The organism is Kordia sp. E (assembly GCF_056033805.1).
The window spans coordinates 472,099-491,491 of record NZ_JBRASR010000001.1; the positions used below are offsets into that span (position 1 = coordinate 472,099).

Annotated in this window: 13 protein-coding genes; all 13 read right to left on the bottom strand. The window is 30.6% G+C overall.

The features are described 5' to 3' along the window. Positions 1-19 precede the first annotated feature (19 nt). Positions 20-1,051, bottom strand: a complete 1,032-nt coding sequence (locus tag ACUUYC_RS02310) for an FAD-dependent oxidoreductase (RefSeq protein ID WP_474263393.1) — start codon at positions 1,049-1,051, stop codon at positions 20-22. Beyond that, complete coding sequence (locus ACUUYC_RS02315) at positions 1,051-2,589, bottom strand: class I tRNA ligase family protein (protein WP_474263395.1); 1,539 nt, start codon at positions 2,587-2,589, stop codon at positions 1,051-1,053. The genes ACUUYC_RS02310 and ACUUYC_RS02315 overlap by 1 nt, the downstream gene beginning before the upstream one ends. Before the next feature lie 79 nt (positions 2,590-2,668). Next, entirely contained in the window at positions 2,669-3,718 is a 1,050-nt protein-coding gene (locus ACUUYC_RS02320) for a C45 family autoproteolytic acyltransferase/hydolase (RefSeq protein WP_474263397.1), read from the bottom strand. Then, positions 3,706-4,275 (bottom strand): GNAT family N-acetyltransferase, encoded by a 570-nt coding sequence (locus tag ACUUYC_RS02325; protein ID WP_474263399.1) that lies wholly within the window; start codon positions 4,273-4,275, stop codon positions 3,706-3,708. The genes ACUUYC_RS02320 and ACUUYC_RS02325 overlap by 13 nt, the downstream gene beginning before the upstream one ends. After that, positions 4,268-4,522, bottom strand: coding sequence for a hypothetical protein (locus tag ACUUYC_RS02330; protein ID WP_474263401.1), 255 nt, complete (start codon positions 4,520-4,522; stop codon positions 4,268-4,270). The genes ACUUYC_RS02325 and ACUUYC_RS02330 overlap by 8 nt, the downstream gene beginning before the upstream one ends. A 3-nt stretch (positions 4,523-4,525) precedes the next feature. Further along, positions 4,526-6,055, bottom strand: coding sequence for an AMP-binding protein (locus tag ACUUYC_RS02335; RefSeq protein ID WP_474263403.1), 1,530 nt, complete (start codon positions 6,053-6,055; stop codon positions 4,526-4,528). A gap of 44 nt (positions 6,056-6,099) precedes the next feature. Next, positions 6,100-7,041: a beta-ketoacyl-[acyl-carrier-protein] synthase family protein gene (locus tag ACUUYC_RS02340; protein WP_474263405.1), complete on the bottom strand. Its 942-nt coding sequence runs from the start codon at positions 7,039-7,041 to the stop codon at positions 6,100-6,102. 40 nt (positions 7,042-7,081) lie between these two features. Beyond that, positions 7,082-7,690: a GNAT family N-acetyltransferase gene (locus tag ACUUYC_RS02345; RefSeq protein WP_474263407.1), complete on the bottom strand. Its 609-nt coding sequence runs from the start codon at positions 7,688-7,690 to the stop codon at positions 7,082-7,084. 2 nt (positions 7,691-7,692) lie between these two features. Then, positions 7,693-8,295 (bottom strand): GNAT family N-acetyltransferase, encoded by a 603-nt coding sequence (locus ACUUYC_RS02350; RefSeq protein ID WP_474263409.1) that lies wholly within the window; start codon positions 8,293-8,295, stop codon positions 7,693-7,695. Next, positions 8,273-12,109: a non-ribosomal peptide synthetase gene (locus ACUUYC_RS02355; RefSeq protein ID WP_474263411.1), complete on the bottom strand. Its 3,837-nt coding sequence runs from the start codon at positions 12,107-12,109 to the stop codon at positions 8,273-8,275. The genes ACUUYC_RS02350 and ACUUYC_RS02355 overlap by 23 nt, the downstream gene beginning before the upstream one ends. Beyond that, the gene (locus ACUUYC_RS02360; RefSeq protein WP_474263413.1) at positions 12,102-12,326 is read right to left on the bottom strand and encodes an acyl carrier protein; all 225 of its coding nucleotides are present in this window, start codon (positions 12,324-12,326) and stop codon (positions 12,102-12,104) included. The genes ACUUYC_RS02355 and ACUUYC_RS02360 overlap by 8 nt, the downstream gene beginning before the upstream one ends. Positions 12,327-12,340: 14 nt before the next feature. Then, positions 12,341-16,900, bottom strand: coding sequence for an amino acid adenylation domain-containing protein (locus ACUUYC_RS02365; protein WP_474263415.1), 4,560 nt, complete (start codon positions 16,898-16,900; stop codon positions 12,341-12,343). A gap of 82 nt (positions 16,901-16,982) precedes the next feature. Further along, positions 16,983-19,376 (bottom strand): TonB-dependent receptor, encoded by a 2,394-nt coding sequence (locus ACUUYC_RS02370; protein ID WP_474263418.1) that lies wholly within the window; start codon positions 19,374-19,376, stop codon positions 16,983-16,985. Positions 19,377-19,393: the final 17 nt, after the last annotated feature.

Consider the following 19,393-nt stretch of genomic DNA (forward strand, 5'->3'; position numbering starts at 1 on the left):
AGAGCGTATTTTTATTTAATTATAATTGAAGAAAAGAAATTGCCTTTGCTGCTATTCCAGGCGCTAACCTAAATCCAGAACCACTTCCAGCACCAGCTACAATATATCCTGGAGTGATTTCTTTAGCGATAGGTACTTTTGCATATGCATCGCAAAAACATCTACCTTCAAGCATACTGAATTGATCAAAACTGAGCTTGTTTGGAAAGTAAGTGTTAAACAATTCATATGCTTTTTCATTATTTATTTTGTTGATGTTAATGTTTCCAACCTGAGGTTTTACATCATATTCGTTAGCTTTAAAACTGTAAATACTTTCATTAGGAGCATCTAGTTTTGGTGTGATAAAAGCGTCATAATCAAAAAAGAAAATTCCTGTTTCAAAACGGAAAGGCAGATGATACGAAATGATTTTTTTAGTTCTAACATCTAGTTTTTCATTTTCACGTTTCCATAAGTCATCTACCAACCACGGACCTGTAGCATTAATTACATTTTTGGTATTTATAACTATTCCTCTTGAAGTTTTGAGCGCAAAACCATCATTTTCTTTTTCAACGCCCAATACTTTAAGTCCGGATAAAAATGTTATTTTTTTTTCTGCTGTAATGATTTTTTTGAGCGCATCTAAATAATCATATGGAATACTTTGCCAAGCATCTAGTTCTGAAAAAGCGAGTTCATCTTTGGAAATAACAACCTCATTATTCATTTCTTCTAAATCCTGTAATTCGGCATGAAATTTACTTGCTAAAGTTTTGAAATTATTCTTTGCTGTAATTCCAACAAAAGGAATTTGTTGTCTTTTATAGGAGATGATTTCGTCTAATTGAGAAAAATATTTTCTGCTAATTTTAGATAATTCTTGGATCTCTTTAGAATGTCCGTATGGAATATCTAATGCTATAGAGTAGAATGTGGCTCCTGTTGATTTGAAGTTCTGATCGATCACTAATATAGTAGCTTCCGTAAACTTTTTGGAAGCAAGATAGGCTGTAAATAAACCTATAATTCCTCCTCCGATAATTGTTATGTCGTAAGTTGTATTCACTAGTTAATGATATTATTTGTTTCTTTTTCTAATTGATTCAAGAAATAAGCTAGTGAAATTTCTCCTTCGTTTTTTAGTATAGTTGTCCATATATTTCCTGAAAGTGTGGGTAGTACAGGATGCAGAAAAATAGAAAATCCTGATAACCAAAAGCGAATATCACTAGATATTATAGTATCTTTTAAATCATACCATTTTTCAATTATTTTAATGGAATGTGCAACGTTAAATGTAGCTGGACTCAATGCTTTTTGTTCTTCTTCAAGCATATTGAAAAAAGTGTCGTGCACTGTTTCAGATACATTAAAAACTTGTTCTTGTTCAGATAGTAATGATTGTGCCCAAGCAACAACATTTGTAAATCGTTGTTGAATTTCTTTAGCAATCGTTACGAATTCTTCTTTAGTAATGTTTACTTCTCTAAATTGAGGTGACTTTAGAGTTAGATAATAACGTGCATAATCACTTTCAATAGCTTCCGTTTTTACAATTTCGTCAACCCAAATAGCATTGTTTCTACTCGTAGAAAATTTAGATCCATCCAAATTCAGAAAATAATTTGCAATGTGATAATCAAACGTTTTATATGCTGTTAGTTCCAAACCTAAACCAATCATTCCAACCGAAGTTGGCACCAAGTTGTCCATTCCGTGTGCATTAATAATGATAGCATCCGAATTTTTAGAAAACCAATTCTCTGTATCCATCAATCCTGCACAATAAATTGAATAGAATAGCATACTAACATATGGAAATGACATCATGGGAATTGCATCCACTTTTTCGTCAAGCACTGGTATTCCCCATGATTCTGGACTTGTGACGCGCATGTAACCTTTGTGAGTTTTAAAGAAACTGTCGATTTTGTCCATTTGAACATCACTTAAATTACTTTTTTGCAATAGATTGATTAATGCCTCACGATCAACTTTTACGAAGAAACTCTTAGATACTACTGTTTCTAAATCTAAATCATCTTTTCTAGTTGAGTGTATGTTTTTTACATCTTCCGGATTATAAAAGCTATAACAATTTTCACATTGATAATTTCCTGTTGGCTGATTACAATTTGGGCATTCGCCATGAATCCAGCAGCCAGAAATAACATCATTGTATTTTTTTGAAACCTTCAATTCTTCTTCTATGGCAACTAGAACTCCGTTTTCTTGAAGATTTTTAAATTCTTTTTGAATAAATTCTTTATATGTATTTCGATGTGCTGGCGCTAATGGATTTATGAAAACATCATATGACAAATTCATTAAGTTTAAATCTTCCTCTATGCAAGCATGATTTTCAAAACAAACCGTTTCTATATCTTTTTTATTTTCATTTGCTTTTGGCAATACATGAGATTCATAAACATCTGAACCCGAAATCAATTTTGCGTTTCCTTGATCTCTATTTAATCGTCGCTTTAGCACATCCATAGGAAGATAAGGTCCTGATATATGCCCTAAATGAAGTCTTCCGTTTGGAGTAGGCATTGAAGATACAATCAAATATTTTTGATTATTTAATAGATATTTTTTTTTCATTTTTGTTTGGTATGACGATACTAAAAAAGAGTAACTTTTTTAGATGTGTGGATGGTATTAGTAATTTTGAACGAAAGTTTTAATCGCATGAAAATTGTTCAAAAACACTTTCACAAGCTTTTCCTTTTGCTACATAAAAGTGTTTTTCTTTTGGATACATTATTATAGAAGCTACAGTTTCATTGAGATGAATGTTCGATTTGTTGTGGGCGCATATTCCAACAGGATATAAACTGTGATCTGCAAATACTTCATGTATATGTTGAAGTGATAGCGTTCCTTCACCTAGTTTTTTTTCGAGTAATTTTAAACGCTGTCTTGAGGAGTTTTGACTGAATATATTCATCTTATCCTGTGAGATAAAATCCTCGTGCAAATAGTGATTTGTATGTAATAATTGTTCACCTTCAATAACTCTATAATCAGATACGGTGAGTTCTAAAATAACCTGTCTTTTTCCATCAGAAATGGTAAAACTTCTTGAACTCGCACGCGGAATTTTTTCAACAACTTCAATACATTCTTCTATCGTTTTACAATTCAAGAATTTTCGAACTAATAAATATGGAGGAATTCCAATTTGCCAATCACTCGACACCACCATATTAATACATACTGAAAGTCCATAACTATTCATTCCCATGTAACCAAGTAAACCTGCAAATGAATAGAGAATTACATTTGGAAGCTTTTGACTTTCTCCATTGATTTTAAAAACCTGTCCAATAGCTGTCATGTCGCCATTAAGATCAATGGTTTGTCCAAGAATATCTGTGTCAGGTTTCTTAATAGCAAAGGAACTACAATCGCCTGTAAGTGTGAAACTATTCGTTCCAATTAGCTCTCTACGTATTTGTAATAAAACTGCATTTTCAATGGAAATTTCTGCACCTTTAGATAGTCCTTCTAATTCCAATAGTAGTTCAGGACAATGCAAACCAATCATTTCTTTATAAGCGTTGATTATTTTTAAAAGCTCTTCCTTTTCAATAACCTTTCTTCTTAGTGTGTGTATCAGCGCATCATGATCTCCCAAAAAATGTTGAATGTCATCTTTTAGTTGTTTTCCATGACTGAATCCAATATCAAATGGATTACCTGCTAATTCTATACATCTTAACTTTTCCATTCATCTTTTAAAATAGCATAGTAAATAGTATCTCTCCTTCTGTTATGATGCATTAAAGTATGCGATCGAAGTACACCTTCTTCAGTAGCACCAATTTTTTCAAGTGCTTTTCTTGCTTTCGTATTGAGTACATCAGTTTTAAATTCGACACGAACAAATTCTAATTTTTCAAAAGCAAAGTTTATAAGTAAATCTTTGTATGCTTTATTTATACCGCTTCCTTGAGCAGTTGGCGCTATCCATGACCATCCAATTTCTATTCGTTGATCTTTTGCAGAGATATTTCCGAAAGAAGACATTCCCACAATTTCTTGTTTCTTTTTATCATATATAACAAACGGGACATTTGTATGACCTTCAAATAGTTTACGCAAACTTTGCACATAATTCTTTAAATCTTCTAAAGAATTGATTTCATCTGTAAAGTATGTCCAAATATCTTTATCGAGTGCAATTTTTTCAAGTGAAGGAATATCTTCCATTGTTACAATTCGAAGTGTAACATCTTCATTCTCAATGATAAGATTAGGATTAAATAAGAGATCAGTTTTATTCATTTTCTTGTAATTTTTTTGTGAGTAATTCATGAACATCGTTCACGGTTTCAATGTTGATTAATTCATAGTCTGTGAAGTCCATGATGCTAATATTCAATTTTGTGGTGACGTTTGTAAAAAACATAATCATTTTAATGGAAGGAAAACCTAAGTCCTCTTTCAATCGACTTTCTGCCGTTATTTCGAAGTCATCATCTAGTTGACTTGATAAACTTTCAATGATGATTTCATATGTTGATTGTTTCATGAGTTATGATGTGTAAAGAGATTCAAATTGTTCTTTGTATTTTTCTATTATTTTATTCCTTTTTATTTTGTGCTGATTTGTTAACAGATTATTCTTCTCAGAAAACTTTTCATGTGTCAAGAAAAACTTGAAAACCTTTTCTTCAGGAGCAACTTGTTCGTTGTAATTAGCAATAATAACTTCAACATTTTCATGAGAAATTTTTGCTGAACTTGGCAGAATTAAAGCTGTTAAATAAGGTTTATTATCACCAAAAAAAACACAGTTTTCAATTTCTTCAGACTCTATAATTTTAGACTCTAATGCGCTAGGAAAAATCTTTTTTGAACTGGATAACGCAATCATTTCTTTTTGTCTTCCATTGATGAACAAATAACCTTCTTCATCCAAATAACCAGTATCACCTGTTGCGATATAGTTGTCATCCACAAAAAATTGTTGACAGTCTTCTAAAGAAGCTATCGTATAATTTTCACAGACAGGATATTTATTTTTTATTAGAATTTGATTTTGAGCATCAAACTTGAGTTCTATGTTTGGGAAAAGTTTACCTACACTACCTATTTTGTTATTATTTAGATAATTCTTTGATATTATACAGGTTTCATTCATGCCATATCCTTGATATAAAGGAATTCCCATTTTTAAATAAAATGATAATACGTCAGCAGCTATAGGAGCCGAACCAGTCCACAAATAGTTTATATTTCCTCCTAAATATTCCATAAAAGGTTCAAAAGGCTTTGTAGTAGATGTCTCTTTTAAATGATTTTCATAATCAATTTGTAAACGTTCATTTTTTGCAATGGTCTTTTTATATGTGGTAGCTATAATTTCATAAATGTATGGAACTCCCATTATAACCGTTGGAGATTCTTGCAGTAATGCCATAAAGAAATATTCTTTTGGTACTATAACAATTGTAAGGTTAAATAGAATCGCTGAATACAACCAATAGCGTTGTTGTAGCAAATTGAGCGGTAAAAAAACTAATAATATATCTTTTTCCGAATGTTTAAATATTTCTTGTACGCAATGAATAGAATTTTCGACACCTTGTACTGAAGCACCTATTATTTTAGGAAACCCAGTACTTCCAGATGTAGATTTGTACGAGAGCACATCTTTTCCTTGAAATTGATGCGGTTTACTTTTTCCTTCTTCAGGAACTGTTTTTTCTATGATTAAATCTTCAAGTGTAATGTATGAAATATGATTACTTTCTGTTGATTCTCTTTTGTAATCTTTGGAAACTAACATTGCCGAAATAGACATGTTTTTTTCTTGAAACTTGGCAAGATTTGAATCGCTATCTAATGCTAAAATTTTAATTCCTTTATAGATACAAGCCAAATCTGCAAGAACCCACGAAAGGTTATTTTTACTAATAACACCAACGGTATCTCCGCTTTTTAAACCACATTTTCCCAAGTATGCTACGGCATTTAATACCATTGGATACAAATCGTGGAAATTGAGATCTATTCGTTTTCTTCCTTGGTATGTGATCAATTTTCCTGTACTGGATTTCATTCCAGTTATTAGGTTGTTTATGGATGTATTCAAAATGTTGTCAATTATTTTAATTGTAAGTGTAATGCAATGTTAGAACCAGCCCAACCAGTTCCAAATGATATAAATGTGGAATTCAAAGCAGGTTTTTCATCTAGTATTGATTTTAGATTTATGATGAAATCGATACAATCTAAATGTCCAAATTGTCCTATGTTATCAAGAAATAGTTGTTCTTTTTTAAACTTAAAACTACCTAAGCATTGATCTATTAATAGATAATTTGCATTTTGAACAATTATCTTTGATATACTATCTGGCTTTATTTCATTCGATTTCATGAGTTTTGAAATGCATGTAATGTAATTTTTGCAGAGAAGAAAAGAGTTATTCTCATTCATGTCAGCTTTATGTAGAATTCCATTGGTATACTTACTTTTTCCTAGAATGCTTATTCCGTCTGCTTCGTCTTTATTTAAATAAATAAGTCCTGCTCCATCACCATGAATTCCATAATTCCCAACAATTCGATCTTCATTATTTTGTAATTTATTGACTCCCAGAATTAGAATATTTTCATTTGCTTCTGCTTTTAGTAAGTTTTCACCAAGAATTATTGCGTGTTCTATGTTTGAACAATGATTTCCCGATACTACTAATATGTCCGAGTTTTCTAGCTTGCAATGATGTTGAATGTAGTGTGCTACATTTTTTTGTCTATTTCCCGATTTCACATCATCTCCAATTAAGATGAGCAAATCAATTTCACTTTTTGAGACTATTTCCCGATCGAAAAAACGATCAATCAATGTAAGCAGCATTTCTGTTTCACTAAATGATTTTGCGATTGCAACATCTTTTAGATTTAGCGTTTCATTGAAAAATGCAGTTCCTTCTTCGGCAGTTGAAAATACTTCTGGAAGCTTGTTATTCTGTAAAGCTTCCTCAAAGATTTTTTGGGTTGAGAGCCTATCTTTGGGAACTATAAAATCAAGATGTTTGATCATTTATAATTGTTTTTGTGATATAAAATGTAGTGTGTATGTACTAGTTTTTAGAAACTAGTTTCTTTTGTAAGGACTTCTTTTCTGTGGTTAGCCATTCATCTCTTAAGATGCTTAGTAAAACTGCATCAGCTCTTCCGTTGGTAGCAACTGCAGGAAATAGGTTTCGAAAAACACCTTCTTGTTTGCATCCAACACTTTTCATAGCAGCAATACTTCTTTTGTTTTCAGCATGTGCACCAAGCCCAATTCGTTCAAAGCCTAACTTTTCGAAAATAAATTCAAATAATAAATATTTACAATGTTTGTTTACGCCTGTTCCATGAAATTCTTTGCCGTACCAAGTGTAACCAACTCTTAATGCTTTGATCGTGGTATTTATTTCAAATAACCTTGTTACGCCAGCATATTTTTGTGTTCGCTTGTCAAAAACTATGAATGGATATTCTTTTTTTTGTGCTCTGTTGTGAACAGTTGATTGTATGTAATTTTTTAAATCTTCTTCATTTTTAATTTCAGGCGGCGCATATGTCCACAGTTCAGGTTCAAAGGCAATTTCCTTTAACTCTGTGTAGGATTCGATGCGAAGTGGCGATAGTTTTACCACTTCATCTTCGATTGTATAGTCGTCTTCAAAATTAAAGTTCATCATCCTTATGAATTATAAGCAGTAATCATTTTTTGGAGTCTTGTTTCTAAAGAAGATTTCCAAGTACTTTTTTGTATAAAATAGTTTGCTACACCTATAGATTTCTTTTTTTCTGGCAAATGTATTTCTGTGATTCCATTAAACGATGCCCCAATTTTTTCCAAAGAAAGCATCGAAATATTATTTTTTTCATTTACTCTAAATACAACTTTGTCGCAGTTTAGCTCATTGAAAATATAATTTAGCATCAGTAATTTCACGATTCTATTTGCGCTTGTTTTTTGATAAGCTTCATCAATCCATGTCCAACCTAATTCTACTTCATTTTTTTCACTGTTTATATTTCCAATGCATGTCATTCCAATTGCTTTTTGTGTGCTATTGTCTTTTATACATACTGGAATCATGCTTCCTTCTTTGTGGTTTTCCAGAAATGAATACAAGTGTTTTTCTATGGTTTCCGGTGTCGTGTATTGAGAACTCATATAGCGCCAAAGTTTCGGGTTGACACCTATTACTTTTAGTTCAAAGAAATCATCTTCTGAGAACGATTCTATACGAACGTGTTGTTGCTGTAAATTAATTTTATTGTAAAACAGTGATTGCATTTTCAATAATTTTAATGAGTTCTTTATCATTATTCATGATATTGAAATGATTTGTTCCAGCGATTACATGCGCTTCAAATTTTCCACTAGTAAATTCATTCCATTTTTTTATCTCTATGCTATTTTCTTCAGAAGCAATTGCCAACATATCACAGTCTATTATAGCTTCAGCATTATATTTTGAAAGTATTTTTAAGTTTTCAAATATTTTATTTGTGAATAGCGTAATTTCTTTTTCAGAAAGCTCCTCGAAGTTAAGAATATGTTTTCTAATATTCTGCTTCATCGCAGTTTCTTCTGATAATGCTAAAGTACCTTTTGCAGGAATACTATCAATTAGGACGAGTTGCGTTTCAAATTTTTCACTTAACCATTTGCTTAACTCATATGCTATTTGTGTTCCCATAGAATATCCAATGATGTATATTTTTTGAGTTGAATCAAATTTGATTTCTTGGAATTCTTTTTTATAAATTTCACAGAATTCCTCAATAGAATTTATTTTAGGATCATATGAATTTGGGTATTCTAACCCTATACAATTGAGTTCTTTTGAATAGTAAGTAATCAAGGAAGTCATCTGCGATAAATCTCCAGAAACTGGCGGAATAAACAGCATGATATCTTTTTTAGTGTTTATCGTTGGTGTAAATACTTTTAACGATGTATGTATATGCAATTTAGCAGCATTTTGAGATATGTATTCAATTAGTTCAGCAATAGTAGGATATAGAAATATATTGATTAATGGAATGTCAACATTTAATTCTTCTTTTATTTTTGAAGTTAGCCTAATTGCTAATAATGAGTTTCCTCCTATTTCGAAAAAATTATCTGTGATTCCGAAGTCATCATTTTTTAAAATTTCTTTCCAATGGGCATGAAATTGTTTTTCTTGAAGTGTTTTTGGCATCACAACTTCTTTTTCTGATGTAATTTTAACTTCTGGTAATTGTGATCGATCTGTTTTACCATTTGGCATTAATGGTATTTTATCTATCAAATGAATATACGGCACCATGTAGTTTGGAAGACTACTTTTTAGCTTTAGCTTAATTTCAGATATGTTTAGCGCACTTTCAATATAGGCTACTAACCTTTTATTCTCTTCATCACCTTGAGCTACTACAACACAATTATTTATTCCTGTATATGAAAGTAGAATATTTTCTATTTCCCCTAATTCTACTCTAAATCCTCTTATTTTTATTTGACTATCTTTTCTTCCTTTCAATTCTATATTTCCGACGCTATTGAATCGACCAATATCGCCCGTTTTATATAGTTTTTTGTTCGTTATTGTAATTTCAGGAACATGCAATACTTTTTTCTCTGTAAGTTCTTTATTATTGATATAACCATCAACTTCAAAGCAACCTTCAACATGCAATTCTCCCCAACTTCCTTGTGGAACTGGCTGATTGTCTTCATCGACAATAAATATTCCTATGTTTGTAATTGGATTCCCAATAGGAGGTCTTTCTGCATTTAGATTTTTATGATCTATTGTATATGCAGAAACTACATGCATTTCTGAAGAACCGTAGTGATTGTGAATTTTTAAGTTTTTATGTTCTTCTATATATTTCTTTAAACCAGAAGAAATTTTCAATTGTTCACCAGCAGTAATAATGTGTTCTAAACTTGTTCCAAATTCGGTATTTTTTATTTCATTAAATAAAAAGTTTAGGTACGAGAATGGAAGATACAGCACATTAATTTTATTCGCATCTATGAAATTTATTAGATAGTTAATGTCTTGTCTTTTCATTTCATCAATGAGATGAACTGTTCCTCCTGAGCAAAGTGTTATGAATATTTCCTGAAATGAAACACAGAAATTGATCGATGTAAATTGAAGTACATTTTTGGAAGCATCAATTGTGGTGTCATACATTTGCCATTCAATCAAGTTTAATAAGGTTCCATGCGAAAGCATTGCTCCATTAGGCAAACCTAAAGTCCCTGATGTGTATATTACATATAAAATATCATTTAAAGCATTTCCAGATACTGCTAACTCTACATCATCATTTAAGTCCAAATCATCCATGTTAATGGCCTGATATGATGTGTCAAATAGATTGACATTAGCAGTGTCAGTAATGATGGTTTTCACTTGACTATCTTCAAGAATATGATGTACTCTATCTTTTGGATAGTATGGATCTAAAGCTAAATATGCGGTACGTGTTTTTAGGATTGCAAGCATAGCAACCAGCATATTTGTAGATCTATCTAAAGAAACTCCAATGACTTCTCCGTTTTTTACTTTTATTTCATTGATTAAATAGTTTGCAAGTGCATTGGAAAGTGTGTCCAACTCTTTATAGCTAAGCGAATGTTCTCCATATACAACTGCATTTTTATGTGGATTTTCAGTTACATTGACTTTAATTGCTTCTAAAATATTCTGATGTTTAAGCGGGTTTTTAGTCGCGCTATTTTCTACTATTAAAGCTTGATCAATTGTTGATAGACATGAATAATCACCGATAGCATCAAAAGGATTTTGTATGATTTCATGAAGCAATACTTCAAAGTTAGCAATGAAATTGAGAATCGTTTTTTCTTCAAATAAATCTGTATTGTATTCTAATGTTATCAATTTTTCGTCATCATCATCATTGATAAAGAATGTCATATCAAACTTACTCATGTTGTATTCCATTGAGTGCTGATATTCACTAATGCTTAGTTCTCCAGGAGAAAATTTCGTTGGTGTTGTATCTGTAAACGTATTGTTATAAGCAACCATTACATTAAATACAGGTGATGTACTAATATCTCTGTCTGAAAACAATTCTTCAACTATTAAATCAAAAGGATACTCTTGATGCGAAATAGAATACATAATTTCCGTAAATACTTTTTTATGGTATTCGGCAAAAGTTTCAGTGTTTTTTAATGATGTTCTAAACACAACTGTATTCGCGAAAAAACCAATAGTATTAAAGTATTTTGAATTATTTCTTCCAAAAACTGGTGCGCCAATCACGAGCTCTTTTTGTCCTGATATTTTATACAGTAGTATTTTAAACACAGTCATATAAAACGAATAACTCGTTCCAAATTTAAACTTCTTAATGAGCGCCGTTATCTGTGTTTCTACATCAGCACTTACCTTAAATTGAATACGTTTTCCATTGAATGTTTGGACACTTTTCCTTAGTTTATCGAACGGAAGTTCAATGAGCGAAGGTTTATCCTGTAACTTTTGAATCCAATAGTTTCGCAGTGTATCTTTGGACGATTGAATAACCGCATTATTTTCATTGGTAAATTCTATATAACTTCCTATAACCTCAGGTAAATTAACTTCTTGTTGTGCTACTAAGTTATTATATGTTTGAAATAATTCTTCACAGAATATTTTTTGAGACCAACCATCAGTAATAATGTGATGTATGTTTATTATAAAAATAGATTGATCTTCTTCTAGTTTTATAAGTCCAAAATTGGCTAATGGTGGCGATGCCAAATCAAAAGAATGGTTTGCAATTTCCATGAAGAAAGATTTAGCTCTTGCGTCTTTTTCTTCTTCATGTACTTCTGTAAAATCGGCCTCTTCAATATGTACCAGTACATTTGGATGTACTCTTTGTATTAATCCATCAGATGTTTCTAAGATCGCTGTTCTAAATATTTCATGTCTTTCAAACATAAATGACACAGAATTCTTCAACAATACTTCATCTAATGAACCACTGATCGTAAAAGCATTGATGACATTGTATGCTGTAGATTCTTCCTCAAAGTGATGTAAAAGCCAAAGTCTCCTTTGTGCAAACGATACTTGATTTGCTTTATTCATTTTCGTCAATTTTTTGGAATAATTTATCTAGCGTATCATTTTCCATAAGATCTACGATAGTCAAACTTTTATCGTAATCTTGATTTATTTGATTAATATATTTGATAATTTGAATGGAATTTAATCCCATTTCCATAAAACTAACATCAGCTTCTATTTCATTTATTTCTAAAGTTTCTGCTGAAAACTGAATAAAATCATTTTTTAAATTCTTCATAAACTAGATTTCTTTTATATTTTTTGATTGGGAGTTTTTATTATTTTTTTAATTAATTCAACATAATTGTTATGCCATTTTTCAATCCACTTTGGTGAATATATTTCTTCATTGTAATCCCATGATAATTTATACTCAAATGCTGTTTTTGATACGTTTAGATGCATTGAATAATCAGCGCTTGTATATTTAGAAACGTCTGCATCTTCAAATTCAATAAGTGCCGCAAAAGGATTGTTGTATGTTATATTATTGTATGACATAAAAACATCTATTAACGGAAAACTATAAGGAGAAAAAGCAGTAAGCTCCAATTTTTTTAATAGAATATTAAAAGGAACATTTTTGTTTTCGTGTGCTTCAACAATTTCATTTTGAGTTTCTACTAATAATTTCAAATAGCTATTTTCTGTATTTATTTGAGATCGTATTGGTAACACATTTAAAAATACACCGATGAGTTTGTCTAAGTCGGCAGTATTTCTTGTTTCAGTATAATGTCCGATAATTAAATCTTCCTGATTGCTGAGCTTATACATTGTGATTTTTAGAACTGTCTGAAAAAAAGCATGCTCAGTAAGTTTAATTTCTTTACAGAACTTTTGTATCGAAGCATATAGTTCTGGAACTAAATTATTTTTGTGACTTCTACTCAATGCTTTTTTTGCATGAGATTTTATTTCATCTCGTTTTGCATATTTAAAATAAGGTATAGGCTGCTTTAATTTTTCTTGCCAAAAAAGAATTTGCGGATCAAGATCGTTTTGTTCAATGCGGTTGTGTTCCCATTTTGAATAATGCTTGTATTGTACAGGAAGTTCAGGTAAATCGTTTTCATTTGTATAATAATGAAATAATTCTTCCATAAATATGTTGAACGATAATCCATCAAAAATAATGTGATGAACACATAAACACACATATTCATTTTGTATAAAATACAGTTTGAAGAGCGGAAGAACGTCTAATTTTGAAATTTCTGAAGTATCTATTTGCTCTTCATGTTCTATTTCTTCAATGAATTGTTTTACAGATAAATTATTCAACTCAGCTACTTCTTGAATTGCCGTATATTTTGAATCGTATTTGAATATTGAACGAAGTGTTTCATGTCGTGTGAGTACTTTATGTAACGCAATTGTAAATTTTTCTAGGTTGAATGCTTCCGTTAATTTCCCTTTAATAAAAATAATATCCTTGTTCTTATCGACACTTAGTTGACTATTAATCCATAATCGTAATTGTGTTTGAGATAACGGAAATGGACCTGAAGTTTTTTCAATGACACTTTGTGTTCCTTTTATAGGTTGGTGACGTATAAACTCTTCTATAGTTTGATATTGGAACACCTCTTTTATACCATATTCTAAGCCAATTTCTTGCGTAATGGTTTTTACTAATTTTGAAGCAATTAGACTATGACCGCCAAGTTCAAAGAAATTATCTTGAACTCCTACTTTTTCAATACTCAATACTTCCTGCCAAATAGCAACTAATTGTTTTTCTAGTTCAGTTCGTGGCGCTACATAATTGTTTTGAATCAAATCAGTTATGCTTGTTTCCGGAAGTGATTTTATATTTATTTTTCCATTTGCTGTTAATGGAATTTCATCGATAGCTACATAATATTTCGGAATCATATATGAAGGCAACTTTTCTTGAAGAAAATGATGTAATGCCAATTTTTCAAGTGTTTTTTTGGAAGTATAATAAGCGACCAATTCTTTTTCACTTCCTGCCTGTTTTACATGTAACACAACTTGTTGAATGTCATCTGAAAACTGAATTATTGTATTTTCTATTTCTTCTAATTCAATACGATGACCTCGTATTTTCACCTGATTATCTTTTCGTCCTAAAAACTCAATATTTCCATCTGGCAACCATTTTGCGACATCTCCAGTATCATACATGCGTTCTCCTTTTATAAAAGGATTTGCTATAAAACGCTCAGCTGTTAATTCAGGATTATTCAAATAACCTCTTGCAACACCAGCGCCAGATACGTATAACTTTCCTGGTATTCCAATTGGCACAATTGCTAAATTTTCATTTAAAATATAACAACTTGTGTTCGCTATAGGTTTACCTATTGGAATTGAATTTTTATATTCATTTTGAAGATTAAAAGCAGTTGTGACTACCGTATTTTCAGTTGGACCGTAATTGTTATATAGCTTAAATTTTGGTGACTTTTTTATTTTTAAAGCATCTCCACCAGTTAAGACTGTAAGTTGATCTGACACAAAATCTTCATGAACCAATTCGTGACAAATTGTGGTTGGCAAATAACTATGCGTTATTTTCTGATCGTTTAAAAATGTTTTTAAATTAGATAGATCTAAACGAATTCCTTGGTCAGCTATAGGATATAAGGTAGCTCCTGCTAACAGGTAAGGACTCATTTCCCATATAGAAGCATCAAAGGCAATTCCTGAATATAATGTTCCTTTACTAGATTCATTAACAGTATATTGATTAATATGCCAAAAACATAAATTAAGAAGGTTTCTGTGTTCAATCAATGTTCCTTTGGGAATCCCTGTAGAGCCAGAAGTATAAATTACATAGGCTAAATTAGTAGCCTGTATGTTTACTTGTGGTCTTGTTTTTGGTTGATTCGCGTTGTTTTTAAATTCAGCAATAATTGAATCATCAATAATTATTTTACACTGACTATCAGATTCAATAAAAGCAATTCGCTCTTTCGGATAGTCTAAATCTATTGGTAAATATGCACTTCCTGTTTTTAATATTGCTAAAAAAGAAACAAGTAACCAATCATTTCGTTCTAGCTTAACTCCTATAAAATCTTCTAATTCAATAGTGTAATTTGTTATTAAATACTGCGCAAACTGATTTGACAGTTCATCTAATTCTTTATATGTTAACTGTTTTTCTTCAAATACGACTGCAATTTTTTCTGGAAACTTTTTTACTTGCGCTTCAAATACATCTATATAAGATTTGTTAGTATCCTTAGCATCTATTTTTGTATCATTAAAACTATCAATTAGTGTAGTCTTTTCTTTTTCAGTTAAATATGGTATTGATGCAATAGTTAATTCTGAATCTTCTATGATACTTTCCAATATGACTTCTAAATGACTTGTTAATTGACTTATAAAGTCTTCATTGTAGATATCCGTGTTATACGTTATGAATAGATCACTATTATGTTTACTTTCTTTAAAAACAAATTCTAAATCAAATTTACTTGTTGCATCGGAAAGCGTTATCTCTTCTATAACGATATCCTCAAGTACATTAAATGCATTTGAATTTTCTTCTTCAGAATTAACCGTAAGCATACTATCAAATAGAGGATTCCTGCTTCTATCAATTGTAAGTTCTAAGTTTTTGATGAGTTCATCAAATGGATAATCTTGATGTGCATACGCTTCTAAAGTAGTTTTCTTTACTTGGTTGAGAAGTGTTTTAAAAGTAGTTGATTTTTTAAATGAAGTTCGTAAACCAATTGTATTTACATAAAAACCTATTTGATTTTGGAGTTCGGCATGTTCTCTTCCTGCAAAAGGACTTCCTATTACAATATCTGTTTGATTTGTATATTTATAGAACAATATCTTTACTACAGAGAGCAAGCCCATAAATAGGGTCGCATTTTGTGTTTTACATACTTTTTTAAAATCTTGAATTACATTTGAATTAAAATGTTTTTCAATAGTTTTACCATTATATGTTTTTACAGCAGGTCTTAATTTATATGTTGGAATGTCTACTATTGGAACTTCCTCTTTGAATTGATTTAACCAATATTTTCTATTTGTTTCAGAATTAGCACTATTCAAATTAGATTGTTGCCATACTGCAAAATCCTTATATTGAATGGATAAAGGTTTTAATTGTGAATCTTCTTCTTTTGCAATTGATTGGTATTCTGAAAATAAGTCTGAAATCAGAATAGAAGAAGACCAACCATCGCTTATGATATGATGCATCACAGAAATTAAAATGTAATCATCTTCAGATTTTTTTAGTAATGAAACTCTAAATAAAGCTTCTGATCCTAAATCAAAATTATAACTAACTTCTTTTTCTACAGTATTTTGAAGTGTATTTGAGACTTCTTTTTCTTCAGATATATCTATATAATTTAGTGCAAAACGACTTGCATCAATTTCTGTAATAAATTGTTTAGGACTTCCTGTTTGCTTTTCAACACGAATGTTTGTTCGTAATATTTCATGACGTTCAATAAGTTTTAAAAATGCTTTTTCTAAATTTTGAATATTGATTGCGCCTTTTAATGAAAAGAGACTCGGCATATTGTATGCACCATTGTTGTCTTCTAATTGCGCTAATACCCATAATCGATATTGAGAAGAAGATAGTACATAAGACGATTTATGAGCAGCTTTTGGTATTGTTATATGTGTAGCAGCTTCTGGTTTATATTCAGCCATAAAAGACATTAACGCTTGTTTATGCTCTCTAATTTCAGACAACAACTCTTTAGTCATTGTTCCTTTCGGAGCTTTGATATCTAACTGGTTTTCAATTAGATTTAGCCTAATGTTTTTGCTGTGTAGCTTTTTTAATAAATCGTTCATTATGTCAAAGAAATAATCAGTTTACGTTCACATACTTTAGTATAGCACGCACGTATTGTTTTATTTTGAAAAGTTGTTAGTACTAGTTTCCTGTTCTACCTTTTTCATCTCCGTTTCCAGTACTATGTTTTTTGGCTTTGATATCTTTATTTCCAAACTTATAACTTACAGATACTTGAAATGATCTGCTGTCGTAGTAATATCGAGCTGTCTGAAATACACCATTAACAGTTGTCGTTGTTCTTTCGGCTGAAGTTTTAAAGAGATCATTTCCTCTTAAGGAAACATTCAAGTTTTTGTTTAGCAATAAGAATTGTAAGGATAGTGATAATGAACTTGCTGATTTGGTATCAAAAATACCATTTACACCAGGGAAACTATACCAGTAATTAACACCCATAAGTATTGTTTTATCTGTATTTAGATTGAAATCATTATAGGTTGAAATCGTTGCGTTGAATCCTTTCTGATCTTCTTGTGCTTCCGCTAAGTTAAATTCTGATTTGGAATAATTTACATCTAAACTATTATTACTAGACCACCATGATACTTTATCAAAGGTGTAATTTTCAGAAATTCCAAAACGTTGTGTATTTATAAAGTTTTCATTTGTGAAACGAATAATATTTGTAGTTGCATTTGGTAATGGCACTTGTGAAAACAAATTATCTTCAGAACTGTAATATAGCTTTGTAACAAAGTTTTTATACGTATTTGTTAATTCAAAATTATCAACAAATGATGGTTGTAAAAATGCATTTCCTTCAATCGTTTGAAACGGATTGATAAAATAGATATTAGGATTCAATTCAAAAAAGCTAGGTCTTTCAATACGTTTACTATAATTGAATGAGAAGTTTGAGTTTTCCGAAGCGTTATAAGAAAGATAGAATGTAGGGAAAAGCTTGGTATAATCATTTTTGGTTGATAAACTCAAATTGTTAGATTTAGAATCTGTTTGAGTAGCTTCCATTCTTAATCCAATTTGTGCATTCCATTTATCATTAAGTTTTTTGTTAGCAGAAATATATAACGCCTGAATATCTTCCACATATTCAAAATCATTTTGAGATATTGGTAAGTTGGTAATTGGATTATCTACTAAGCCACTATTGAAAAATAAAATGTCGTTTAATGATTTTGAGTTTGTTATTTTTCCTCCAAAACTTAAATCGATCCAACTTAAAGGATATTCAACATCTAATTTTGCAGATATATTTGTTACATCTTGCTTATTTGTGTTTGTTCCTCTATAAAATTGTTCTGCGAACGGATTTTGTATGATTGAAACTCCATTGTATGTTTTAGTGTCGGGATTATTATAGGTAAAATAATCTAAGTTCAAAGTTATTTTTCGTCCTAAAGTATCTAAGGTAACTTCATTATTGTAATTTATAGAATGAATTTCTGGAGCCAAATCCATTGTTCCAGCTGATTGAAGCGATCTTATTATTTCGTTTGTATCATAATCAAAAACTGGTGTGTATGGAGCGTCTGTAACATATACAGGTGTTTTGTTGTATAAGTATTGTCCGCCCATTGTCCAATTTGACGTCAGTTGATAGTTGATATCTATTCTACCGTTTATTCTTTTAATATTTGCTTTAAAAGGCGAAGATGTATACCAAATTCCGTCAGGGAAAAACGCATAATCATCTTGTTCTTGATAATAAGGTCCATCACTATAATTAAATGAAGTTGCAATGCTAAATTTATTTTTATTAAAATTAAAACTTCCTCCAAAAGCGCCAGTTGCATAACGGCGTTGAGTGTATGATGATTTTAACTGCGCATTCCATGAATCTTTTTTGGCTTGCTTTAAAGTTATGTTTACCAAACCACTATTTCCTGAAGCTTCATATTTTGCAGGCGGCGTTGTTATAACTTCTATGTTTTTGATGTCTTCTGACGCAATCGATTTTAAAAAATTAGCTAAATCTTCATCTGATAATTGTACAATTTTATCATTTATCATAACTTGAAGATTACTTTTCCCGATCATCGTAATTTTATCATTTTGCACACGTACACCTGGTGTAACTTTTAAAACTTCTAAAGCATCACCTTCAGATGCTTTTGACGAATTTTCAACGTTAAAAACTAAACGATCTATTTTTCGTTGAATTAATTTCTTTTTTGCCGTAATGAGCACTTCATCCAACTCTTGGGAATTTACAATTTCTATAGTTCCCAAATCAATTGATTCTTCAGTTACAGTTATATTTTTAGTGTATAATATTTGACCAACATATGCAACTTGTAATATGTAGTTTCCTTTTTTTGAACTTAATTTAAATACACCTTTTGCATCAGTAATAACGCCTGTTATAACTGAAGACTGATTCGTCAATAGTATAACTTCTGCAAATTCTAAAGGGTTTTTAGTTTCTTTTTCTATGACAGTACCTGTAATTGTAGTTTGAGCAGTTACAGTTAAACTGATAAAGAGTATTAAAATGGTTACAATTTTGTTCATGTAAATTTTCTTGAAGA

Coding starts and splice junctions, on each gene's coding strand:
- ACUUYC_RS02315 (WP_474263395.1), bottom strand. CDS start 2,589: ATGAAAAAAAAATATCTATTAAATAATCAAAAATATTTGATTGTATCT.
- ACUUYC_RS02320 (WP_474263397.1), bottom strand. CDS start 3,718: ATGGAAAAGTTAAGATGTATAGAATTAGCAGGTAATCCATTTGATATT.
- ACUUYC_RS02325 (WP_474263399.1), bottom strand. CDS start 4,275: ATGAATAAAACTGATCTCTTATTTAATCCTAATCTTATCATTGAGAAT.
- ACUUYC_RS02330 (WP_474263401.1), bottom strand. CDS start 4,522: ATGAAACAATCAACATATGAAATCATCATTGAAAGTTTATCAAGTCAA.
- ACUUYC_RS02335 (WP_474263403.1), bottom strand. CDS start 6,055: ATGAAATCCAGTACAGGAAAATTGATCACATACCAAGGAAGAAAACGA.
- ACUUYC_RS02340 (WP_474263405.1), bottom strand. CDS start 7,041: ATGATCAAACATCTTGATTTTATAGTTCCCAAAGATAGGCTCTCAACC.
- ACUUYC_RS02345 (WP_474263407.1), bottom strand. CDS start 7,690: ATGATGAACTTTAATTTTGAAGACGACTATACAATCGAAGATGAAGTG.
- ACUUYC_RS02350 (WP_474263409.1), bottom strand. CDS start 8,295: ATGCAATCACTGTTTTACAATAAAATTAATTTACAGCAACAACACGTT.
- ACUUYC_RS02355 (WP_474263411.1), bottom strand. CDS start 12,109: ATGAATAAAGCAAATCAAGTATCGTTTGCACAAAGGAGACTTTGGCTT.
- ACUUYC_RS02360 (WP_474263413.1), bottom strand. CDS start 12,326: ATGAAGAATTTAAAAAATGATTTTATTCAGTTTTCAGCAGAAACTTTA.
- ACUUYC_RS02365 (WP_474263415.1), bottom strand. CDS start 16,900: ATGAACGATTTATTAAAAAAGCTACACAGCAAAAACATTAGGCTAAAT.
- ACUUYC_RS02370 (WP_474263418.1), bottom strand. CDS start 19,376: ATGAACAAAATTGTAACCATTTTAATACTCTTTATCAGTTTAACTGTA.